The following is a 22,006-nucleotide window of genomic DNA, read 5'->3' on the forward strand; positions in this document are numbered from 1 at the left end:
GGAGCCGCTTTGCGGCCCCAGCGCGACACAAGGCCGTTCCCACAGAGGGCCTGGTTCAGGCCGGTATCAGACCAGCTCCTTGAGCCGGTACCAGAGCATCCCCAGCGCCAGCAGCGGCGAGCGTAGCAGCTGGCCGCCGGGGAACGTGGTGTGCGGCACCTTGGCGAACAGATCGAAACGACCACCCTGCTGGCCGCTAATGGCCTCGCCGAGCAAGCGTCCGGCCAGGTGGGTGGCGTTGACCCCATGGCCGGAATAGGCCTGGGCGTAGTAGACGTTGGGCTGGCTGGCCAGACGGCCGATCTGTGGCAGGCGGTTGGCGCCGATGCCGATCATGCCGCCCCACTGGTAGTCGATGCGCACATCGGCCAACTGTGGGAACACCTTGAGCATCTTCGGCCGCATGTAGGCGGCGATGTCCTGCGGGTCGCGTCCGGAGTAGTGGCAGGCGCCGCCGAACAGCAGGCGCTGGTCGGCGGACAGGCGGTAGTAGTCCAGTGCCACGCGCTGGTCGCACACCGCCATGTTCTGCGGCAGCAACTGGCGGGCGCGTTCTTCACCCAAGGGTTCGGTGGCGATGATGTAGCTGCCGGCGGGTAGCACCTTGCCGCCCAGCTCGCGGTTGAGGTCGTTGTGGTAGGCGTTGCAGCACAGCACCAGGGTCTTGGCGCGCACCCGGCCCTGGGCGGTGTGTACCTTCACCTCGGGGCCATAGTCGATGCGTGTGACTTCAGACTGCTCGTACAGGCCGACACCCAGGCGGCTGGCCACTGCGGCTTCGCCGAGTGCCAGGTTGAGCGGGTGCAGGTGGCCCGAACCCATGTCGACCAGGCCGCCGACATAGCGGCCCGAACCCACCACCGAGTGCATGTCGCCGGGCTGTACCAGTCGCAGTTCGTGGCGATAGCCCAGGTTGCGCAGCTCCTCGGCGTCTTCGGCGAAGCCCTCCAGTTCGGCGGGCTTGTTGGCCAGGTCGCAGTAGCCCCAGGTCAAATCGCAGTCGATGCCATGGTGCTCGACGCGGTCGCGGACGATCTCCACGGCCTCCAGGCCCATGAGCTTCATGCTGCGAACCCCTTCTTCACCGATCACCGGGAGAAACTGCTCCAGGCCGTGGCCGACGCCGCGGATAAGCTGGCCGCCGTTGCGGCCGCTGGCGCCCCAGCCGAGCTTGCGTGCCTCCAGGAGGATCACCGACAAGCCGCGCTCGGCCAGTTCGATGGCGGTGTTCAGGCCTGAATAGCCACCGCCGACGATGCACACGTCGGCGCTGTGTTCGCCTTGCAGGAACGGATGGTCAGGGTGGGGCGCGCTGCTGGCGGCGTAGTAGGAGGCGGCGTGCTGCGCGCTGTGGACCATGGGGCGATTCCTGGGTTGAGACGAAAGGGGGAGGATAGGCAACTGCCCAATCTCGGGGCAAGTCGCATCGGCGCACCGCCGCTCCCACGCCAGTACGTACGCGTGGGAGCGGCGGTGCGCCGATGCGACTTGCCCCGCGACTGGGCTTATAATTCAACCTCATTCATCGCACTGTCCTTGGTCATGTCCTGCAACCGCCACAAGATCCACTTCCTGCGCGAACTCATTCCCTCGTTCGAGTGCGAGCCCGGCTGCCATGACTGCTGCGGCCCGGTCACCACGTCCGCCGAGGAAATGGCCCGTCTGCCGCGCAAGACCCAGGCCGAGCAGGACGCCGCCCTGGAGCGGCTGGACTGCGTGCACCTGGGCCCGAACGGCTGTACGGTCTATGCAGAGCGCCCGATGATCTGCCGCCTGTTCGGTACCACCCCGCGCCTGGCCTGCCCCCGTGGCCGAGGACCGGCGCAACCCATCGAGCCTGCGGCCGAGCAACTGGTCCACCAGTTCATCGCCACGACCCGTCAGGTGCTGGTCTGAGACCTCAGTCCGGGATCGGCAGGCACAGGCTCTCTTTCACCTCTTCCATCACGATGTAACTCTTCGACTCGCGCACATGGGGCAGTTTGAGCAGGATGTCGCCGAGCAGCTTGCGGTACGAGGCCATCTCCGAGATCCGCGCCTTCACCAGGTAGTCGAAGTCGCCCGACACCAGGTGGCACTCCAGCACGTGCGGCAGCTTGAGCACGGCGCGGCGGAATTCCTCGAAGGTGTCGCCGGACTTATAGTCCAGGCTGATCTCGACGAACACCAGCAGGCTGCCCTTCAGGTGCTGCGGATTGAGCCGGGCGTTGTAGCCCATGATGATCCCCTCGCGCTCCAGGCGCCGCACGCGTTCGGTGCAGGGGGTGGTGGACAGTCCGACCTTTTCGCCCAGTTCGGTGAAGGAAATACGCCCGTCATTCTGCAGGATCCGCAGGATGTTGCGGTCGATCTTGTCCAGTTCACGTTTGCTCTGGTGCTGGGTTCTCATAGGGGATGCCCCTCCGTGAAAGGCGATTTTGCCGAGAATTCTCGCCAAATATAGCTGCTTATATAGTGAATAGCACTGGTCGGAGATTCATATACTGCGCGCATCCATGCCATTTCAACAAAAGACTGCGGCGAGCCGCGTGCGAGGGATACAACAATGCGAGTTCTGGTACTTGGTAGCGGTGTGATCGGTACCGCCAGTGCCTACTATCTGGCCCGGCAAGGTTTCGAGGTCACGGTGGTCGATCGCCAGCCGGCGGTGGCCATGGAAACCAGTTTCGCCAACGCAGGCCAGATCTCGCCCGGCTATGCCTCGCCCTGGGCCGCCCCGGGCGTGCCGCTCAAGGCCATCAAGTGGCTGCTGGAGCGCCACGCGCCCCTGGCCATCAAGCTGACCGGCGACGTCGACCAGTACCTGTGGATGGCGCAGATGCTGCGCAACTGCACCGCCAGCCGCTACGCGGTGAACAAGGAGCGCATGGTGCGCCTGTCCGAGTACAGCCGCGACTGCCTCGACGAGCTGCGCGCTGAGACCGGCATCGCCTACGAAAACCGCAGCCTGGGCACCACCCAGCTGTTCCGCACCCAGGCCCAGGTGGACGCCGCGGCCAAGGATATCGCCGTGCTGGAACAGTCCGGCGTTCCCTACGAGCTGCTCGACCGCGACGGCATCGCCCGTGTCGAGCCGGCCCTGGCCGGGGTGAAGGACATCCTCGCCGGTGCCCTGCGCCTGCCCAACGACCAGACCGGCGATTGCCAGCTGTTCACCACCAAGCTCGCCGAAATGGCCATCAAGCTGGGCGTCGAGTTCCGTTTTGGTCAGGATATCCAACGCCTGGACTTCGCCGGTGACCGCATCAACGGCGTATGGATCGACGGCAAGCTGGAAACCGCCGACCGCTACGTGCTGGCCCTGGGCAGCTATTCGCCGCAACTGCTCAAACCACTGGGCATCAAGGCCCCGGTCTATCCGCTCAAGGGCTACTCGCTGACCGTGCCGATCACCAATGGCGACATGGCGCCGACTTCGACCATCCTGGACGAGACCTACAAGGTCGCCATAACCCGTTTCGACAACCGCATCCGCGTTGGCGGCATGGCCGAGATTGCCGGTTTTGACCTGTCGCTGAACCCGCGTCGACGCGAAACGCTGGAGATGATCGTCAACGACCTTTATCCTCGCGGCGGCGACCTGAGCCAGGCGAGCTTCTGGACCGGCCTGCGCCCGGCCACCCCGGACGGTACCCCGATCGTCGGGGCGACCAAGTTCCGTAACCTGTTCCTCAACACCGGTCACGGCACCCTGGGCTGGACCATGGCCTGCGGTTCCGGTCGCCTGCTGGCAGACCTGATCGCGCGCAAGAAGCCGCAGATCAGTGCCGAAGGCCTGGACATCTCGCGTTATGGCAACAGCCGCGAGATCGCCAAGCACGGGCAGCCGGCGCCTGCGCATCAGTAAGCATTGATACTGCTGGCCTTATCGCGGGGCAAGCCTGCTCCCACGAACACCGTAGAGGCTGGTGGGAGCGGGCTTGTCCCGCGATAAGGCCGAAAACCGATTGACCCGTTCCCTCACCCCGGCGCGGTGGGTACCTACCCCCATCTGCCGTGTCGGGGCTTTATCGATAACCAGAATTGCCAGAAGGCTGCCGCCATGCGTCCCGCCCGTGCCCTGATCGACCTCCAAGCCCTCCGTCACAACTACCGCCTGGCCCGTGAGCTGACCGGCGCCAAGGCCCTGGCAGTGGTCAAGGCCGACGCCTACGGTCATGGCGCTGTGCGTTGCGCCCTGGCGCTCGAGCCCGAGGCCGACGGTTTTGCCGTGGCCTGCATCGAGGAGGCCTTGGAGCTGCGCGCGGCGGGCATCAAGGCGCCGGTGCTGCTGCTCGAAGGTTTCTTCGAGGCCAGCGAGCTGGCGCTGATCGCCGAGCATGACCTGTGGTGCGTGGTGCATTCGCTGTGGCAGCTGGAAGCGATCGAGCAGACTTCGGTGCGCAAGCCGCTGACCATCTGGCTGAAGATGGACACCGGCATGCACCGCGTCGGCGTGCACCCCAAGGATTATCACGACGCCTACCAGCGCCTGCTGGCCAGCGGCATGGTGTCGCGTATCGTGCTGATGAGCCACTTCGCCCGCGCCGACGAACTCGATGCCGCCGCCACCGAGCAACAGGTCGCCGTGTTCGAGGCCGCGCGCCAGGGCCTGGCCGCCGAGTGCAGCCTGCGCAACTCCCCGGCGGTGCTGGGCTGGCCGCGCATCAAGAGCGACTGGGTGCGCCCGGGCATCATGCTCTATGGCGCCACGCCGTTCGAGGTGGCGCAGGCCGAAGCGGCCCGCCTGCAACCGGTGATGACCCTGCAATCGCGGATCATCAGCGTGCGCGAGCTGCCGGCCGGCGAGCCGGTGGGCTACGGCGCCAAATTCGTCAGCCCGCGCCCGACCCGCGTGGGCGTGGTCGCCATGGGCTATGCCGACGGCTACCCACGCCAGGCGCCCACCGGCACCCCGGTGGTGGTGGCCGGCAAGCGCACCCAGCTGATCGGCCGGGTGTCGATGGACATGCTCTGCGTCGACCTCACCGAGGTGCCCGAGGCCACTGTCGGCAGCCCGGTGGAGCTATGGGGCAAGCAAGTCCTGGCCAGTGACGTGGCGCTGCAGGCCGGGACCATTCCGTACCAGATCTTCTGCAATCTCAAACGCGTGCCACTGGACTATATCGGCGAATAAGACGCTGAAGCGGACAGGCTGCGGGGCTGTGTGTTGTAAATACTGAACGGCATTGCCATCATATCGTTCACACTACCCCCATCTCGACCGATTCAGGAGGCTCCAGCTTTGGACGTCGGTGAACGACTGCAAGCCATCCGCAAGCTCAAGGGCCTGTCCCAGCGCGAACTCGCCAAGCGCGCGGGGGTGACCAACAGCACCATCTCGATGATCGAGAAGAACAGCGTCAGCCCGTCGATCAGCTCCCTGCGCAAGGTGCTCAGCGGCATCCCCATGTCCATGGTCGAGTTCTTCTCGGTGGAGCTGGCGCCTGAGAGCCCGACCCAGATCGTCTACAAGGCCCACGAGCTGATCGACATCTCCGATGGCGCGGTGACCATGAAGCTGGTCGGCAAGTCGCATCCCAACCGGGCCATCGCCTTCCTCACCGAGGTCTACCCGCCGGGTGCCGACACCGGCGCGGAAATGCTCACCCACGACGGCGAAGAGACCGGCATCCTGCTCGAAGGCCGCCTGGAACTGGTGGTCGGCACTGAAATATTCATTCTCGAGGCCGGCGACAGCTACTACTTCGAAAGCACCCGTCCGCACCGCTTTCGCAACCCGTTCGAGGAGCCGGCGCGGCTGATCAGTGCGGCGACCCCGTCGAACTTTTGATCCAGCGCAGTGCATTGATTCGCCAATACCCTTTCCCTCAGTGTGGTCGTTTCACGCCTTCCGGGTTCCCGCTATACTTTTCAACGCTCGCAATTCCGTGGCCGCGGGCGTGATTAGCCACCATGAGGGTGTTCGCGTGAACCAAATCAAGAAGATGCTGGCCGTACCAGCAGCCGTATTCGCCCTTTGGGCAATGAGCGCAACCGCTGCAACCAACGACGACATCGCCAAGCGCCTCGAGCCGGTTGGCCAGGTGTGCGTCCAGGGCCAGGAATGCAAGGGCATGGAAGTGGCCGCCACTGCCGGCGGGGGCGGTGCCAAGACCCCGGACGAGATCATCGCCAAGCACTGCAACGCCTGCCATGGCACTGGCCTGCTGAACGCGCCGAAAATTGGCGACACGGCGGCCTGGAAAGAACGCGCCGACCACCAGGGCGGCCTCGATGGCATCCTGGCCAAGGCCATCACCGGCATCAACGCCATGCCACCGAAAGGGACGTGCGCCGATTGCTCGGATGAAGACCTGAAAGGTGCGATCAAGAAGATGTCGGGGCTGTGAACCTGATCTGATTCGAGTAAAGCCCGCCATTGATGGCGGGCTTTTGTTTTTTCGGACTCTGATGGCCCTATTGCGGTGCCGGAACAGGCAACCAACCCGCTGCGACTTGTGTCCAACCCCTGAACCCAAGGATGACTCAGGAGGCCCAGATGTATCGCTGCTCCATCGACCAGGCTGTCGAACAAGCCCTGGCCCGCCTGCCCAGCCATATCCACATGGGCCTGCCGCTTGGCCTGGGCAAACCCAATGCCTTCGTCAACGCGTTGTATGCGCGAGTTCGCGATCTCCCCGAGCGCCGGCTGACGATCTACACCGCCCTATCCCTTGGTCGTCCCGCGCTGGGCGATGGTTTGCAGCGTCGTTTCCTCGAGCCCTTCGTCGAGCGGGTGTTCGCCGACTATGAAGAACTCACCTACCTGGCCGACCTGCGTGCCGACCGACTCCCGGCAAACATACGCGTCGAGCAGTTCTTCATGCAGCCCGGCAGCCTGTTGCACAGCGACGCGGCGCAGCAGGATTACGTCAGCAGCAACTACAGCCACGCGGCCCGCGACATCAACGCCAAAGGCCTGAACCTGGTCGCGCAACTGGTGGCGGCCACGCCTGAAAGGCCCGACCACCTAAGTCTGGCATGCAATCCCGACATCACCCTCGACCTGCTGCCGATGATCACCCGGCGTCGCGCCGCTGGCGAGACCATTCTGGTGCTGGGTCAAGTCCACGACGAACTGCCCTACATGCCCGGGGACGCGGAGCTGGAACTGACGCAGTTCGACCTGCTGATCGACCAGCCCGAGCGACGCCGGCTGTTCTCCACCCCGAACATGCCGGTGAACACCCAGGACCATTGCATCGGCCTGCATGCCAGCGCCTTGGTACGCGACGGCGGCACCCTGCAGATCGGCATCGGCGCCATGGGTGATGCGATCACCGCGGCGCTGCTGGCGCGCCAGGGCGACAACGAGGGCTATCGTGCGCTGCTCGATGAGCTGGATATCGGACCATGGCAGGCGCTGATCGAGCGGGAAGGGGGGCTGGATACCTTCGCCCAGGGGCTGTACGGCTGCAGCGAGATGTTCGTCAATGGCCTGCTGGCACTGGCCGACGCCGGGGTGGTGCGCCGTCCTGCCGACGAGCAGGGGGTGCTGATCCATGGCGGGTTCTTCCTTGGGCCTCGGGCGTTCTACCAGCGCCTGCGCGAGATGCCGTTGCAACAGCGCGCACGTTTCGCCATGAGCGCCATCAGCTTCATCAACGAGCTCTACGGCCAGGAGGCGCGCAAGCGTCGCCAGCGTCGGGATGCGCGCTTCGTCAACACGGTGTTCGGCATGACCCTGCTCGGCGCGGGGGTTGCCGACCAGCTCGAGGATGGCCGGGTACTCAGCGGCGTGGGCGGGCAATACAACTTCGTCGCTCAGGGGCACGCGCTGGAGGGCGGTCGCTCGATCCTGTTGCTGCGCAGCTGGCGTGAGGCCGGTGGCGAAGTGACCTCGAACCTTTACTGGACCTACGGCCATTGCACCATCCCCCGGCACCTGCGGGACATCGTGATCACCGAGTACGGCATTGCCGACCTGCGCGGGCAGACCGACAGCGAAGTCATTGCGCGGTTGCTGGCGATCAGTGACTCACGTTTTCAGCGCGAGCTGATGGAGCAGGCCAAGGCGGCGGGCAAGCTGGCCAAGGACTTCGAGCTGGAGGCGCGGTTCATGAACAATACGCCTGAGCGGCTTGAGACTATTCGGGCGCGGCATGCACGGCTGTTCCCTGAGTATCCGCTGGGGACTGATTTCACGGCAGAGGAGCGGGATCTGTTGCGGGCGCTGAACTGGTTGAAGAGCAAGTTCAAGCTGAGCGAGGTTTTGGAGTTGGGCAAGGCGGCGTTGGATGCACCGGGGCCCGAGGGGTATGGAGCACAGTTGGCGCGGATGCGGCTGGATGACCCGCAGGGTTTGAAGGCGGAGTTGTATCAGCGGTTGCTGCTGGCGGCGCTTCAGGCGACGCGGCAATGATGCAGCGTGGGAGCGGGGCAAGCCCGCTCCCACGAGTCCATCACTCGATGAACGTGACTACGCCGCCTTCAAGCGACTTCACACGAGCCAGCGATTCGACGCGATAGCCTTGGCTGTCCAGTTCGGCACGGCCGCCCTGGAACGACTTCTCGATGACGATGCCCAGGCCTGCCACGGTGGCGCCGGCCTGCTTGATGATCGAGATCAGTGCCTGGGACGCCTTGCCGTTGGCCAGGAAGTCGTCGATCACCAGCACGCGGTCGCTGCTGTTGAGATGGCGCGGCGAGATGGCCACGGTGTTCTCGGTCTGCTTGGTGAAGGAGTACACCGAGGCAGTCAGCAGGTTCTCGGTCAGGGTCAGCGACTGGTGCTTGCGGGCGAAGATCACCGGTACGCCGAGCTTCAGGCCGGTCATCACCGCCGGGGCGATGCCGGAGGCTTCGATGGTGACGATCTTGGTCACGCCCGAATCGGCGAACAGGCGGGCGAACTCGTCACCGATCAGCTGCATCAGCGCAGGGTCGATCTGGTGGTTGAGAAACGCATCGACTTTGAGTACCTGGTCGGAAAGCACGATGCCTTCTTCGCGAATCTTCTGCTGCAGTGCTTCCACTGTGTGTCTCCGATGTAACAAAGGTGGCCGCACGAAGCGGCAAAGTTAAAGAGTAATGGTTGATCAGCGTTTGAGCATCGCCCGGATATCGGCCAGGGCGTTGTTGCCGCGCGCGGCTTTCACTTCCACGGGCGCATCGTCCAGGCCTTCCCAGGCCAGGTCGTCCGGCGGCAGTTCGTCGAGGAACCGGCTCGGGGTACAGTCGATGATTTCGCCGTACTGCTTGCGCTTGGCGGCGAAGGTGAAGGCCAGGGTCTGGCGCGCGCGGGTGATGCCCACGTAGGCCAGGCGGCGTTCCTCTTCGATGGTGTCGGCCTCGATGCTCGAGCGGTGGGGGAGGATCTCCTCCTCCATGCCCATGATGAACACGTAGGGGAACTCCAGGCCCTTGGAGGCGTGCAGGGTCATCATCTGCACGCCCTCGGCGTTCTCTTCCTCTTCCTGCTGGCGCTCGAGCATGTCGCGCAGCACCAGCTTGCCGATGGCGTCCTCGATGGTCATGTCACCCTCTTCGTCCTTCTCGAGGGTGTTCTTCAGCGCTTCGACGAGGAACCAGACGTTGCTGATGCGGAACTCCGCGGCCTTGTCGCTGGCGGTCTGCTGGCGGATCCAGTTCTCGTAATCGATGTCGCGGATCATCTCGTGCAGCGCGGCGATCGGGTCTTCCAGGGCGACTTTGTGGCGCACCCCGTCAAGCCAGTGCTTGAAGCGCTGCAGGCGCTCGGTGTAGCGGGCATCCAGGTGCTCGCCCAGGCCCAGCTCCTCGCTGGCGGCGTACATCGAGATGCCGCGTTCGGTGGCGTAGTTGCCGAGCTTTTCCAGGGTGGTCGAGCCGATCTCGCGGCGCGGCACGTTGATCACCCGCAGGTAGGCGTTGTCGTCGTCCGGGTTCACCAGCAGGCGCAGGTAGGCCATCAGGTCCTTGACCTCCTGGCGGCCGAAGAAGCTGTTGCCGCCGGACAGGCGGTACGGCACCTGGTGGTGCTGCAGCTTCAGTTCGATCAGCTTGGCCTGGTAGTTGCCCCGGTAGAGGATGGCGAAGTCGCTGTACGGGCGGTTGGTGCGCAGGTGCAGGGTGAGGATTTCCATGGCCACGCGTTCGGCCTCGGCTTCCTCGTTCTTGCAGCGGATCACGCGGATTTCGTCACCAACGCCCATCTCGCTCCACAGCTCTTTCTCGAAGGCGTGGGGGTTGTTGGCGATCAGCACGTTGGCGCAGCGCAGGATGCGGCTGGTGGATCGGTAGTTCTGCTCGAGCATGACGATCTTCAGGGAGGGATAGTCCTCCTTGAGCAGCATCAGGTTCTCGGGGCGGGCGCCACGCCAGGCGTAGATCGACTGGTCATCGTCGCCGACCACGGTGAACTGGTTGCGCATGCCGATCAGCATCTTCACCAGCAGGTACTGGCTGGCGTTGGTGTCCTGGTACTCGTCCACCAGCAGGTAGCGCACGCGGTTCTGCCAGCGTTCGAGCACGTCGGGGTGCTCCTGGAACAGCTTGACCGGTTGCAGGATCAGGTCGTCGAAATCCACCGCGTTGAACGCCTTGAGCGTGCGCTGGTAGTGGGTGTAGACGATGGCCGCGGTCTGCTCGCGCGGGTTGCGCGCCTTTTCCAGGGCCTCGGGCGGCAGAATCAGGTCGTTCTTCCAGGCACCGATCATGTTCTTGATCTCGTCGATGCCGTCGTCGCCGGAGTATTCCTTCTGCATGATGTCCGACAGCAACGCCTTGATGTCGGATTCGTCGAAGATCGAGAAGCCCGGCTTGTAGCCCAGGCGCTCGTGTTCCTTGCGAATGATGTTCAGGCCCAGGTTGTGGAAGGTGCACACCGTCAGGCCCCGGCCTTCTCCCGGACGCAGCAGGGTGCCGACCCGCTCCTTCATCTCGCGCGCGGCCTTGTTGGTGAAGGTCATCGCCACGATGTACTGGGCGCGGATGCCGCAGTTCTGGATGAGGTGGGCAATCTTGCGCGTGATCACGCTGGTCTTGCCGGAGCCTGCACCGGCGAGCACCAAAAGAGGGCCGCCGACGTAGTCTCGGGCTTCCTGTTGCCGGGGATTGAGTCGGGACATGCTAGAAACCGGGGGTAACCAGAAAATAGCCGCGCATTCTAGCAGGCATGGGGCTATTAATGCGCGACCGTCTGACGTTGTGATGGAGGGCGCGAATCGGATTTGCCGCATCTGCTACTTTCGCGCAGGATGCACGTCAGATTGCGTCGGGATGGCGGCCAGGGAAGGGCAACGACTAAAAGTGAAAATCATTTCCAATTAATCGGGTAGGATTGCCCGCGCTCGCCGTTCCACCGCCCATGTCTAAGGAGCCCGCTTGTCCACGCCTGTCGAACCCCTGCGTTTGCTGCTGTTGGCTGATGAGTCGGAATGGGCCGTGCACCTGCGCGAATGCCTGCAGCCGATGGGTGGCAGTGTCGTGCTGCTGACCGCGCCGACCTGGGCGGCGGTGGACAGCCTGTTCGCCAACGACCGCCAGGCCGTGGTGCTGGCCACGCCCGAGCTGCAGCCGGCCCCGGGGCGTTGCGAGCTGCCGACCATCCTGCTGCTGGAGCAGGAGCCGGCCAGCGCGCCGCTGGGTGTCAGCGACTGGCTTGTGCTGGCGCAGCTGACCACTGATACCCTGCGTCGCTCCCTGCGCCATGTGCGTGAGCGCGGTGTACTGGTGGCCACCCTGCAGCGGCTGGCCGAACAGGATCCGCTGACCGGCATCGCCAACCGCCAGGGCTTCCAGGCCCTGCTGACCGCACGCCTGGCCGAGAACGAAGGTCGCGGCCTGGCCCTCGGCCACCTCGACCTGGACAACTTCCGTCACGTCAACGATGCCCTCGGCCACCAGGGGGGGGACCGCCTGATCCTGCAGGTGGTCGCCCGGCTGAAGCACCAACTGGAGGCGAGCGATCAACTGGCGCGCCTGGGCAGCGACGAGTTTGCCCTGCTGATCGACACCCGGCGCGACCCCAACCGCGCCGAGTGGATGGCCGAGCGCATTACCGAGGCGCTGACCGAGCCCTACTGGATCGACGGCGAGAGCCTGCTGCTCGGCTGCAGCCTGGGGATCGCCCATGCCCGCGCCCAGGCCGGCGCCGACCCGCTGATGTGGCACGCGCATATCGCCATGCGCCAGGCCAAGAGCAGCCAGGGCTGCACCTTCCATGTGTTCAACGAGCGCATCAACCGCAACGCCCGCAGCCTGGCCGACCTCGAAAGCGAGCTGCGCCGCGCCCTGCGCCGCGACGAGTTGGAGCTGCACTACCAGCCGCGGCTCAACCTCGCCGATGGCTGCATCGTCGGGCTCGAGGCGCTGGTGCGCTGGAACCATCCCGAGCGCGGCCTGCTGGCGCCCAGCGAGTTCGTGCCGCTGGCCGAACAGAGCGGGTTGATCGTGCCGTTGGGCTACTGGGTGATCTCCCGGGCGTTGAGCGACATGCAGGCCCTGCGCGAGCGCGGCCTGGCGCCGCTGCACATGGCGGTGAACCTGAGCTTCCGCCAGTTTCAGGACAGCCAGTTGCTGGCCACTCTGAGCCGGCTGATCGTCGAGCACGGCGTCGATGCCCGCTGGCTGGAGTTCGAACTGACCGAGACCGCCGTGATGCGGCGCAACGAGCTGGTGCGCCAGACCATGGACGCCCTGGGGCGCCTGGGGGTGCGTTTCTCGCTGGATGACTTCGGGACCGGCTTCTCGTCGTTCGTGCACCTGAACAGCCTGCCGATCACGCTGCTCAAGGTCGATCGTAGCTTCGTCGGTGGCATGGAGCAGCGCGAGGAGAATGCCAAGCTGGTGCACGCGATGATCAACCTGGCGCACAACCTGAACCTGGAGGTGGTGGCCGAAGGGGTGGAGAGCGAGGAGCAGCTGGCGCTGCTGCGGGCATTCGGTTGCGACCAGGTGCAGGGCTTCCTGGTAAGCCGGCCGTTGCCGGTGGAGGCGTTGATCGAGTACCTGTTGCAGGTGCCGAGCCCGGGTCTGGTGCAGACCTTATAGATCTCATGCAGCCTTGTGCCGCGAAAAGGGGCGCAAAGCGCCCCCGGCAATTTCAAGCTGTAAAGATGATCAACCGACCAACATGCGCCCGGTCTCTTCCAGGTTTTCATGCCAGCTCAAGGCTTCGCGCAGGATATGCGGGGTATGCCCGCCACGCTGGCAGGCGCGCTCGAAGTAATCGTTGAGCGCTGCGCGGTAGTCCGGGTGCACGCAGTTGTCGATGATCACCCGGGCACGCTCGCGCGGCGCCAGGCCGCGCAGGTCGGCCAGGCCCACCTCGGTCACCAGGATGTCCACGTCATGCTCGGTATGGTCGACGTGGCTGACCATCGGCACCACGCTGGAAATCGCGCCGCCCTTGGCGATCGACTTGGTGACGAAGATCGCCAGGTGCGCGTTGCGGGCGAAGTCGCCCGAGCCACCGATGCCGTTCATCATCTTGGTGCCGCAGACATGGGTGGAGTTGACGTTGCCGTAGATGTCGAACTCCAGCGCCGTGTTGATGCCGATGATCCCCAGGCGACGGACCACTTCCGGGTGGTTGGAGATTTCCTGCGGACGCAGCACCAGCTTGTCCTTGTAACGCTCCAGGTTACCGAACACGTCGGCGTTGCGGCGGCTCGACAGGGTGATCGAGCTGCCCGAGGCAAAGCTCAGCTTGCCGGCGTCAATCAGGTCGAAGGTCGAGTCCTGCAGCACTTCGGAGTACATGGTCAGGTTGTCGAACGGCGACTCGATCAGGCCGCACATCACCGCGTTGGCGATGCTGCCGATGCCGGCCTGCAGTGGGCCGAGGTTGTTGCTCATGCGCCCGGCGTCCACCTCGCCCTTGAGGAAGGCGATCAGGTGGTCGGCAATGCCCTGGGTCTCGTGGTCAGGCGGCAGCACGGTGGACGGCGAGTCCGGCTGATCACTGATGACGATGCCGACGATCTTGGCCGGGTCGATCGGGATCGCGGTGCTGCCGATGCGGTCGTCGACCTTCACTAGCGGGATCGGCGTGCGGGTCGGGCGGTAGGTCGGGATGTAGATGTCGTGCAGGCCTTCGAGGTTGGCATGGTGCGACAGGTTGATCTCGACGATGACCTGCTTGGCGAAGATCGCGAAGCTGGCCGAGTTGCCGACGGAGGTGGTCGGCACGATATGGCCTTGCTCGGTGATCGCCACCGCTTCGATGACCGCGATGTCCGGCAGGGTGAGCTGTTTGTTGCGCAGCTGCTCGACGGTTTCCGACAGGTGCTGGTCGATGAACATCACCTTGCCGTCGTTGATGGCCTTGCGCAGGGTGCTGTCGACCTGGAACGGCATGCGCCGGGCCAGCACGCCGGCCTCGGTCAGTTGCTTGTCCAGGTCGTTGCCCAGGCTGGCGCCGGTCATCAGGCTGATCTTCAGCGGCGACTGTTTTGCACGCTCGGCCAGTGCGTGGGGCACGGCCTTGGCTTCGCCGGCGCGGGTGAAACCGCTCATGCCGACGGTCATGCCGTCCTGGATCAGGCCAGCGGCGTCAGCCGCACTCATAACCTTGCTGTGCAGGGAGGACAAGCGGATACGATCACGGTACATGGATTGTTATCTCAGGCTACTGAAGCTACTGGAAGCGCAGTCTAGAGATTTCACCCGGAACCGTCCCGCGACCATGGTCGTAGGCGAAGGCCGGAAGTAGAGCCGTTGATCTGGATCAAGCCAATGAAAAGGCCCCTGGGAATATCTCCCCAGGGGCCTTATGCACTTCTTATAGGTGCAAGGTCGGGTCAGTCCACGGCCTTGACCATGTCCTCGATGACTTTCTTGGCGTCACCGAACACCATCATGGTCTTGTCCAGGTAGAACAGTTCGTTGTCCAGGCCCGCGTAGCCGCTGGCCATTGAGCGCTTGTTGACGATGATGGTCTTGGCCTTGAAGGCCTCGAGGATCGGCATGCCGGCAATCGGCGACTTCGGATCGTTCTTCGCCGCCGGGTTGACCACGTCGTTGGCGCCCAGCACCAGTACCACGTCGGCCTGGCCGAACTCGGCGTTGATGTCTTCCATCTCGAACACCTGGTCGTACGGCACCTCGGCTTCGGCCAGCAGCACGTTCATGTGGCCTGGCATACGGCCTGCAACCGGGTGGATCGCGTATTTCACGGTCACGCCGTTGTGCACCAGCTTCTCGGTCAGTTCCTTGAGCGCGTGCTGGGCGCGCGCCACCGCCAGGCCGTAGCCGGGAACGATGATCACGCTGTCGGCGTTGCTCAGCAGGAAGGTGGCGTCGTCGGCCGAGCCGGACTTCACCGGGCGCTGCTCCTTCGAACCCTGCGCCGCGCCGATATCGGTATCGCCGCCGAAGCCGCCGAGGATGACGTTGAAGAACGAACGGTTCATCGCCTTGCACATGATGTACGAGAGGATCGCACCGCTGGAGCCCACCAGGGAGCCGGCGATGATCAGCATCGAGTTGTTCAGCGAGAAGCCGATACCCGCCGCCGCCCAGCCCGAATAGCTGTTGAGCATCGACACCACCACCGGCATGTCGGCGCCGCCGATCGGGATGATGATCAGCACGCCCATGACGAAGGCCAGGGCCAGCATCAGGGTGAACGCGCTGTAGTGGCCGGTGAAGGTGAACAGCAGTCCCAGGGCGATGGTCGCCAGGCCCAGGATCAGGTTCAGCTTGTGCTGGCCGGCGAACTGTACCGGTGCGCCCTGGAACAGGCGGAACTTGTACTTGCCCGACAGCTTGCCGAAGGCGATCACCGAGCCCGAGAAGGTAATCGCACCGATGGCCGCGCCGAGGAACAGCTCCAGGCGGTTGCCGGTGGGGATCGGGTCGCTGATGCTGGCGACGATGCCCATCGATTGCGGCTCGAGCACGGCGGCGATGGCGATGAACACCGCGGCCAGGCCGATCATGCTGTGCATGAAGGCGACCAGTTCGGGCATCTTGGTCATCTCGACGCGCTTGGCCATGATCGAGCCAGCGCTGCCGCCGACCAGCAGACCGACGATGACGTAACCGATGCCAGCGGTCGCCAGCTCCGCGCCAAGCTTGTAGATCAGGCCGACCGTGGTGAGGATGGCGATGCCCATGCCGATCATGCCGAACAGGTTGCCCCGGCGTGAGGTGGTCGGGTGCGAGAGGCCCTTGAGCGCCTGGATGAAGCAGACCGAGGCGACCAGGTACAGAAGCGTTACCAGATTCATGCTCATGCTTACTTCTGCCCCTCGTTCTTGGTTTTCTTCTTGAACATTTCCAGCATGCGGCGGGTGACCAGGAAGCCACCGAACACGTTGACCGCGGCCAGCGCGACGGCCAGGGTGCCCATGACCTTGCCGGCCGGGGTGACGGTCAGCGCGGCGGCCAGCATGGCGCCGACGATGACGATCGCGGAAATGGCGTTGGTGACCGCCATCAGCGGCGTGTGCAGGGCCGGGGTGACGTTCCACACCACGTGGTAGCCCACGTAGATGGCCAGCACGAAGATGATCAGGTTGTAGATGCCGTGGGAAATCAGCATGTCTTCCATTGTCGTGCTCCTCAGCCGTTCTTGCGCACGACCTGGCCGTCGCGGCACATCAGGCACGCGGCGACGATGTCGTCTTCGAGGTTGATGACCAGGCTGCCGTCCTTGTCGAACAGCAGCTTCATGAAGTCCAGCAGGTTGCGCGCGTACAGCGCCGAGGCATCGGCGCCGACCTGGGCCGGCAGGTTGGTCGGGCCGACGAGGGTCACGCCGTTGTGCATGACGACCTGATCGGCCACGGTCAGCGGACAGTTGCCACCCTGGGCCGCGGCGAGGTCGATGACCACCGAGCCGGGTTTCATCTGCGCCACGGTCTCGGCGCTGAGCAGGGTCGGCGCCTTGCGCCCGGGAATCAGCGCGGTGGTGATGACGATATCGGCCTGCTTGGCGCGTTCGTGCACGGCCTGGGCCTGGCGCTGCATCCAGCTGGCCGGCATCGGTCGGGCATAGCCGCCGACGCCTTCGGCGCATTCGCGTTCTTCATCGGTCTCGTAGGGCACGTCGATGAACTTGGCCCCCAGCGACTCGATCTGCTCCTTCACCGCCGGGCGCACGTCCGACGCTTCGATCACCGCGCCCAGGCGCTTGGCCGTGGCGATCGCCTGCAGGCCGGCGACGCCGGCGCCGAGGATCAGCACGCGGGCGGCTTTCACCGTGCCGGCGGCGGTCATCAACATGGGCATGAAGCGTGGGTAGTGGTGGGCCGCCAGCAGCACGGCCTTGTAGCCGGCGATGTTGGCCTGGGACGACAGCACGTCGAGGCTCTGGGCCCGCGAGGTGCGCGGCGCGGCTTCCAGGGCGAAGGCGGTGATGCCGCGTTCGGCCATCTTGCCGATCAGTTCGTTGTTGAAGGGGTTGAGCATGCCCGCCAGCAGGCTGCCGCTGTTGATCAGCGCCAGTTCCTGGTCATTGGGCGCGACCACCTTGAGCACCAGCTGCGCGCCAAAGGCGTCAGTGGCTTCGCCCAGGGTGGCGCCCACGGCTTCATAGGCACTGTCCGGAATGCTGGCGTTGAGCCCTGCCCCCCGTTGCACGGTGACCTGATGGCCCTGGCCTACCAGTTTCTTGATGGTTTCCGGGGTCGCGGCGACCCTTGTCTCACCCGTCTGCGTCTCGAGAGGAACACCAATGTGCACGACTATGTCTCCTGCGGTGACCTTTATTGTCTTTATGGAAACCAGCGCACTTCGGGTGGTGCGGCTGGGCGGCCGTAGAGCACGACTCCGCCTGGTTCGAGGCGGGAGAGGCATTTTGCAGACGAACCCAGGGGCCTTCAACAGGTTCTGAAGCGAAACGAACTTAAAACTACAAGTCACCCTGTGACCGTATGTCGCAACGATTCCGAGCCAGCCCGTCAAGTACGCGCTATTCGCAGCTTAGGGGAAAAAAAGAAAAAATTTCGGCCGTTTTCGTTCACGGCGTTGTGAATGTCGCAAAATAAGCCGCAAACCCGCGTAGTCACTAGGGTTGCTACGGTTTTTCCGCTCTACGGAACAGATTACGAATTTGCGACAAATCCATATATCTGTAGGTGTTAAAAATAATTGACTACGGAGTCAATTATTTGGTTTTTGCCTTCAGTTGGCGGCGGTGTACTGCTGTGCCTGCACCACCAGCCAGTCGCGAAACGCCCGCAGCGAAGCGGATTCCACCTTTCGCTCGGGGATCATCAGATGGTAGGCCTTGTCGCTGGAGAGGGCATGCCTGTTAGCGACCAGCAGTCGGCCTTCTTGCAACTCGCGCTGGATCAGGAAGGGTGGGATCAGCGCAATGCCCATGTCGTGCATGGCGGCCTGGGCCAGCATGGAGAACAGTTCGTAGCGCGGGCCGGTCATGTCGCGTTCGACGCTCAGGCCCAGGCCGTCGAACCACTGCCGCCAGGCATAGGGGCGCGTGGTCTGCTGCAGCAGGGGCAACTCGGCGATGCGCCGGGCGTCGAGGCTGGCTTGCCCTTCCAGCAGCGCGGGGCTGCACACCGGCATGGGGTTCTCGCCCATCAGGCGGTGGGACTGGGTGCCGGACCAGTCGGCGTCGCCGAAGTAGATGGCGGCGTCGAAGGGCGTGTCGGCGAACAGGAAGGGGCGGGTGCGGTTGGTCAGGTTGACCGTGACATCGGGGTGGCGCTGCTGGAAGTCCTTCAGGCGCGGTAGCAGCCATTGCGTGCCGAAGGTCGGCACCACCGCCAGTTCGATCACGTTGGCGCCTTGCTGGCGCATCACCGAAAGCGTGTCGCGCTCCACCGCATCAAGCTGCGCAGCCACCTGGCGGCTGTAGGAGAGCCCGGCTTCGGTCAGCTTCACGCCCCGTCGCGAGCGACGGAACAGTTCCACGTTAAGGAAGGCCTCAAGGCCACCAATCTGCCGACAGACGGCGCCCTGGGTCAGGGCCAGCTCCTGGGCGGCCTTGGTAAAACTCTCGTGACGCGCGGCTGCCTCGAAACATACCAATGCGGTGGTGCTGGGGATCTTGCGGCGCATGTACGTCAACCTCACTTGTCTGGCTTTGAACAGGGCATTTCGGTGATTACGAAGTGAGAAAATATCACTAAACCGTGCGCAATCCTCGTTTGTACCGCCGGCCGATCAGGCCTAGGATAAATCCAGCACAACAATTCGTTCCCATCTTTCGAGGAATCCGCACATGGCTGGCAAGGCAAGCTTCAACTGGATCGACCCGCTGCTGCTGGATCAGCAGCTCACTGAAGAAGAGCGCATGGTTCGCGACAGCGCCTATCAGTTCGCCCAGGACAAGCTGGCACCCCGTGTGCTGGAGGCGTTCCGCCACGAGCAGACAGACCCGGCGATCTTCCGCGAGATGGGTGAAGTCGGTCTGCTCGGCGCGACCATCCCTGAACAGTACGGCGGCAGCGGCCTGAACTACGTGTGCTACGGCCTGATCGCCCGCGAGGTGGAACGCATCGACTCTGGCTACCGCTCGATGATGAGCGTGCAGTCGTCACTGGTGATGGTGCCGATCAACGAGTTCGGCACCGAGGCGCAGAAGCAGAAGTACCTGCCGAAACTGGCCAGTGGCGAGTGGATCGGCTGCTTCGGCCTGACCGAGCCCAACCATGGTTCCGACCCGGGCTCGATGATCACCCGCGCCCGCAAGGTCGACGGTGGCTATCGCCTGACCGGCAGCAAGATGTGGATCACCAACAGCCCGATCGCCGATGTATTCGTGGTCTGGGCCAAGGACGATGCCGGCGATATCCGCGGCTTCGTGCTGGAGAAAGGTTGGGACGGCCTCAGCGCCCCGGCCATCCACGGCAAGGTTGGCCTGCGCGCTTCGATCACCGGCGAGATCGTCATGGACAACGTGTTCGTGCCGGAGGAGAACATCTTCCCGGACGTGCGTGGCCTCAAGGGCCCGTTCACCTGCCTGAACTCTGCCCGCTATGGCATCTCCTGGGGCGCCCTGGGCGCCGCCGAGGCCTGCTGGCACACCGCGCGCCAGTACACCCTGGACCGCCAGCAGTTCGGCCGCCCACTGGCTGCTAACCAGCTGATCCAGAAGAAACTGGCCGACATGCAGACCGAGATCACCCTGGCCCTGCAAGGCTGCCTGCGCCTGGGGCGGATGAAGGATGAAGGTACCGCGGCGGTCGAGATCACCTCGATCATGAAGCGCAACTCCTGCGGCAAGGCCCTAGACATCGCCCGTTTGGCCCGCGACATGCTGGGCGGCAATGGCATCTCCGACGAGTTCGGCGTGGCCCGCCACCTGGTCAACCTCGAGGTGGTCAACACCTATGAAGGGACCCATGACGTGCACGCGCTGATCCTCGGGCGCGCGCAGACCGGCATCCAGGCGTTCTATTAATAGAGGACCAGGCCATGGGCGCGCTTTCCCATCTGCGGGTGCTGGATCTTTCCCGGGTGCTGGCCGGCCCCTGGTCCGGCCAGATCCTGGCTGACCTTGGCGCCGATGTGATCAAGGTCGAGCGTCCGGGAGCGGGTGACGACACCCGTTCCTGGGGGCCGCCTTTCCTGCGCGATGTTCAGGGCGAGAACACCAGCGAGGCGGCCTACTACCTGTCGGCCAACCGCAACAAGCGCTCGGTGACCATCGACTTTACCCAGCCGGAAGGCCAGCGTCTGGTGCGCGAGCTGGCGGCGAAGTCGGATATCGTCATCGAGAACTTCAAGGTTGGCGGGCTGGCGGCCTATGGGCTGGACTATCAAAGCCTGAAGGCGGTCAATCCGACGCTCATATACTGCTCGATCACCGGCTTCGGCCAGACCGGGCCATATGCCAAGCGTGCCGGCTACGACTTCATGATCCAGGGGCTGGGTGGGCTGATGAGCCTGACCGGTCGCCCGGAGGGGGAGGAGGGAGCCGGGCCGATGAAGGTCGGGGTGGCGCTGACCGACATCCTCACCGGGCTGTATTCCACCGTGGCGATCCTGGCGGCCCTGGCGCATCGTGACCAGTCTGGTATCGGCCAGCACATCGACATGGCGCTGCTGGATGTACAGGTGGCCTGCCTGGCCAACCAGGCAATGAACTACCTCACCACGGGTACTGCGCCTCGTCGGCTGGGCAATGCGCACCCGAATATCGTGCCATACCAGGATTTCCCGACGGCCGATGGCAACTTCATTCTTACCGTGGGCAATGACGGGCAGTTCCGCAAGTTCGCGGAAGTGGCCGGGCAGGCGCACTGGGCGGATGACCCACGCTTCGCCACCAATAAACAGCGGGTGGCCAATCGCGCCGAGCTGATTCCGCTGATTCGCCAGGCCACGGTGTTCAAGACCACGGCCGAGTGGGTGAGCGAGCTGGAGAAGGCAGGCGTGCCGTGCGGACCGATCAACGACCTGGCGCAGATGTTCCAGGATCCGCAGGTGCTGGCCCGTGGGTTGGCAGTGGATGTTCCTCATCCGTTGGCGGGGAGCGTGCCGCAGGTGGCCAGCCCGATCCGGTTGTCGGAGACGCCGGTGGAGTATCGGCAGGCGCCACCGTTGCTGGGGGAGCATACCGAGGCGGTGCTTGGCGATGTGCTGGGGTTGGATGGGGAGGCGGTGCAGCGACTCCGGGCTGCCGGGGTGCTGTGACGCGCTACCTATATAGTAAGGGGCAGGGAGGCCGATAGGCCTCCCTGCTTTTGTTTTGGGGCTGCTTATATAGGTACCAGGGCTTCTGACGCGATCTTTTTGATTTTTATGAAATTAACGGTTGACGCCCTGTCAGATCCCCTTATAATGCGCCCCACTTCCAGCGACATCGGAACGAAAAACTCCTTGAATATCAATGAGTTGATTGTTGAAGAGGGTGGCGGAGGTGCTTCGGTCTAACGATCGGCAGCGGTGAGAAAGGCAGTTGACAGCAGGTTGTAACGCTGTATGATTCGCCTCCCGCTACGAGAGATCGCAGCGAGTCAAGTGTTTGAAGTGAAACGAATTCTTCGTTAAAAACCTCAAAATAAACGCTTGACAGCAAATGAGGAAAGCGTAAAATGCGCGCCTCGGTTGAGACGAAACGCTCTCAGCCAAACGCTCTTTAACAAATTGAATCAAGCAATTCGTGTGGGTGCTTGTGAGTACGGAC

General features: G+C 64.0%; 18 protein-coding genes. 9 read left to right on the top strand and 9 right to left on the bottom strand.

The genetic code is table 11. From position 1 onward, the window contains the following. Positions 1-66: 66 nt before the first annotated feature. On the bottom strand, positions 67-1,359 hold the full coding sequence (locus tag AC25M7_RS03430; RefSeq protein ID WP_028689925.1) for an NAD(P)/FAD-dependent oxidoreductase: 1,293 nt from the start codon (positions 1,357-1,359) through the stop codon (positions 67-69). A gap of 183 nt (positions 1,360-1,542) precedes the next feature. Between AC25M7_RS03430 and AC25M7_RS03435 the strand changes: the two genes are divergently transcribed. After that, a complete protein-coding gene (locus tag AC25M7_RS03435) occupies positions 1,543-1,896 on the top strand; it encodes a YkgJ family cysteine cluster protein (protein ID WP_050707514.1) in 354 nt (117 codons plus the stop codon). Positions 1,897-1,900: 4 nt separating this feature from the next. On the opposite strand, the gene dadR is transcribed toward AC25M7_RS03435, so the two are convergent. Beyond that, positions 1,901-2,389 (bottom strand): transcriptional regulator DadR, encoded by a 489-nt coding sequence (gene dadR, locus AC25M7_RS03440; protein WP_003258963.1) that lies wholly within the window; start codon positions 2,387-2,389, stop codon positions 1,901-1,903. Positions 2,390-2,545: 156 nt separating this feature from the next. On the opposite strand from dadR, the gene dadA reads away from it, so the two are divergent. The 5 genes from dadA to AC25M7_RS03465 all read left to right on the top strand — a co-directional run bounded on the left by dadA (position 2,546) and on the right by AC25M7_RS03465 (position 8,344). Next, the gene (gene dadA / locus AC25M7_RS03445) at positions 2,546-3,847 is read left to right on the top strand and encodes a D-amino acid dehydrogenase (protein WP_028689923.1); all 1,302 of its coding nucleotides are present in this window, start codon (positions 2,546-2,548) and stop codon (positions 3,845-3,847) included. Between the two features lie 195 nt (positions 3,848-4,042). Beyond that, positions 4,043-5,116: an alanine racemase gene (gene alr, locus AC25M7_RS03450; RefSeq protein ID WP_182323993.1), complete on the top strand. Its 1,074-nt coding sequence runs from the start codon at positions 4,043-4,045 to the stop codon at positions 5,114-5,116. Between the two features lie 108 nt (positions 5,117-5,224). Next, a complete protein-coding gene (locus AC25M7_RS03455) occupies positions 5,225-5,773 on the top strand; it encodes a cupin domain-containing protein (RefSeq protein ID WP_023629132.1) in 549 nt (182 codons plus the stop codon). Positions 5,774-5,927: 154 nt separating this feature from the next. Next, the gene (locus AC25M7_RS03460) at positions 5,928-6,332 is read left to right on the top strand and encodes a c-type cytochrome (RefSeq protein WP_036985953.1); all 405 of its coding nucleotides are present in this window, start codon (positions 5,928-5,930) and stop codon (positions 6,330-6,332) included. A 149-nt stretch (positions 6,333-6,481) separates the two neighbouring features. Further along, entirely contained in the window at positions 6,482-8,344 is a 1,863-nt protein-coding gene (locus tag AC25M7_RS03465; protein WP_186595085.1) for an acetyl-CoA hydrolase/transferase C-terminal domain-containing protein, read from the top strand. 40 nt (positions 8,345-8,384) lie between these two features. On the opposite strand, the gene AC25M7_RS03470 is transcribed toward AC25M7_RS03465, so the two are convergent. Continuing rightward, positions 8,385-8,957 carry a xanthine phosphoribosyltransferase gene (locus AC25M7_RS03470; protein WP_011536381.1) on the bottom strand — a complete coding sequence of 191 codons (573 nt, stop codon included), beginning with the start codon at positions 8,955-8,957 and terminating at the stop codon, positions 8,385-8,387. Positions 8,958-9,020: 63 nt separating this feature from the next. Beyond that, the gene (gene rep, locus AC25M7_RS03475) at positions 9,021-11,030 is read right to left on the bottom strand and encodes a DNA helicase Rep (protein WP_028689918.1); all 2,010 of its coding nucleotides are present in this window, start codon (positions 11,028-11,030) and stop codon (positions 9,021-9,023) included. 256 nt (positions 11,031-11,286) lie between these two features. Between rep and AC25M7_RS03480 the strand changes: the two genes are divergently transcribed. Further along, positions 11,287-12,954 (top strand): putative bifunctional diguanylate cyclase/phosphodiesterase, encoded by a 1,668-nt coding sequence (locus AC25M7_RS03480; protein ID WP_088851567.1) that lies wholly within the window; start codon positions 11,287-11,289, stop codon positions 12,952-12,954. A gap of 69 nt (positions 12,955-13,023) precedes the next feature. On the opposite strand, the gene scpC is transcribed toward AC25M7_RS03480, so the two are convergent. The 5 genes from scpC to AC25M7_RS03505 all read right to left on the bottom strand — a co-directional run bounded on the left by scpC (position 13,024) and on the right by AC25M7_RS03505 (position 18,933). Further along, positions 13,024-14,517 carry a succinyl-CoA:acetate CoA-transferase ScpC gene (gene scpC / locus AC25M7_RS03485; protein WP_028689916.1) on the bottom strand — a complete coding sequence of 498 codons (1,494 nt, stop codon included), beginning with the start codon at positions 14,515-14,517 and terminating at the stop codon, positions 13,024-13,026. Positions 14,518-14,705: 188 nt separating this feature from the next. Next, positions 14,706-16,142, bottom strand: a complete 1,437-nt coding sequence (locus tag AC25M7_RS03490) for an NAD(P)(+) transhydrogenase (Re/Si-specific) subunit beta (RefSeq protein WP_028689915.1) — start codon at positions 16,140-16,142, stop codon at positions 14,706-14,708. Positions 16,143-16,144: 2 nt separating this feature from the next. Next, entirely contained in the window at positions 16,145-16,459 is a 315-nt protein-coding gene (locus tag AC25M7_RS03495) for an NAD(P) transhydrogenase subunit alpha part 2 (RefSeq protein WP_023631272.1), read from the bottom strand. Between the two features lie 11 nt (positions 16,460-16,470). Continuing rightward, positions 16,471-17,592 carry a Re/Si-specific NAD(P)(+) transhydrogenase subunit alpha gene (locus AC25M7_RS03500; RefSeq protein WP_028689914.1) on the bottom strand — a complete coding sequence of 374 codons (1,122 nt, stop codon included), beginning with the start codon at positions 17,590-17,592 and terminating at the stop codon, positions 16,471-16,473. 441 nt (positions 17,593-18,033) lie between these two features. Further along, on the bottom strand, positions 18,034-18,933 hold the full coding sequence (locus tag AC25M7_RS03505; protein WP_486970725.1) for a LysR family transcriptional regulator: 900 nt from the start codon (positions 18,931-18,933) through the stop codon (positions 18,034-18,036). A gap of 163 nt (positions 18,934-19,096) precedes the next feature. Here AC25M7_RS03505 and AC25M7_RS03510 point away from each other — a divergent pair, with 163 nt between their 5' ends. Both AC25M7_RS03510 and AC25M7_RS03515 read left to right on the top strand, forming a co-directional pair. Then, a complete protein-coding gene (locus AC25M7_RS03510) occupies positions 19,097-20,278 on the top strand; it encodes an acyl-CoA dehydrogenase (RefSeq protein WP_028689912.1) in 1,182 nt (393 codons plus the stop codon). Between the two features lie 14 nt (positions 20,279-20,292). Further along, the gene (locus tag AC25M7_RS03515; protein WP_028689911.1) at positions 20,293-21,513 is read left to right on the top strand and encodes a CaiB/BaiF CoA transferase family protein; all 1,221 of its coding nucleotides are present in this window, start codon (positions 20,293-20,295) and stop codon (positions 21,511-21,513) included. Positions 21,514-22,006: the final 493 nt, after the last annotated feature.

Source organism: Pseudomonas sp. P106(2024), assembly GCF_057480815.1.

Coding starts and splice junctions, on each gene's coding strand:
- AC25M7_RS03495 (WP_023631272.1), bottom strand. CDS start 16,459: ATGGAAGACATGCTGATTTCCCACGGCATCTACAACCTGATCATCTTC.
- AC25M7_RS03505 (WP_486970725.1), bottom strand. CDS start 18,933: ATGCGCCGCAAGATCCCCAGCACCACCGCATTGGTATGTTTCGAGGCA.
- AC25M7_RS03460 (WP_036985953.1), top strand. CDS start 5,928: ATGCTGGCCGTACCAGCAGCCGTATTCGCCCTTTGGGCAATGAGCGCA.
- AC25M7_RS03490 (WP_028689915.1), bottom strand. CDS start 16,142: ATGAGCATGAATCTGGTAACGCTTCTGTACCTGGTCGCCTCGGTCTGC.
- dadR (WP_003258963.1), bottom strand. CDS start 2,389: ATGAGAACCCAGCACCAGAGCAAACGTGAACTGGACAAGATCGACCGC.
- scpC (WP_028689916.1), bottom strand. CDS start 14,517: ATGTACCGTGATCGTATCCGCTTGTCCTCCCTGCACAGCAAGGTTATG.
- AC25M7_RS03510 (WP_028689912.1), top strand. CDS start 19,097: ATGGCTGGCAAGGCAAGCTTCAACTGGATCGACCCGCTGCTGCTGGAT.
- dadA (WP_028689923.1), top strand. CDS start 2,546: ATGCGAGTTCTGGTACTTGGTAGCGGTGTGATCGGTACCGCCAGTGCC.
- AC25M7_RS03465 (WP_186595085.1), top strand. CDS start 6,482: ATGTATCGCTGCTCCATCGACCAGGCTGTCGAACAAGCCCTGGCCCGC.
- AC25M7_RS03430 (WP_028689925.1), bottom strand. CDS start 1,359: ATGGTCCACAGCGCGCAGCACGCCGCCTCCTACTACGCCGCCAGCAGC.
- rep (WP_028689918.1), bottom strand. CDS start 11,030: ATGTCCCGACTCAATCCCCGGCAACAGGAAGCCCGAGACTACGTCGGC.
- AC25M7_RS03515 (WP_028689911.1), top strand. CDS start 20,293: ATGGGCGCGCTTTCCCATCTGCGGGTGCTGGATCTTTCCCGGGTGCTG.
- alr (WP_182323993.1), top strand. CDS start 4,043: ATGCGTCCCGCCCGTGCCCTGATCGACCTCCAAGCCCTCCGTCACAAC.
- AC25M7_RS03435 (WP_050707514.1), top strand. CDS start 1,543: ATGTCCTGCAACCGCCACAAGATCCACTTCCTGCGCGAACTCATTCCC.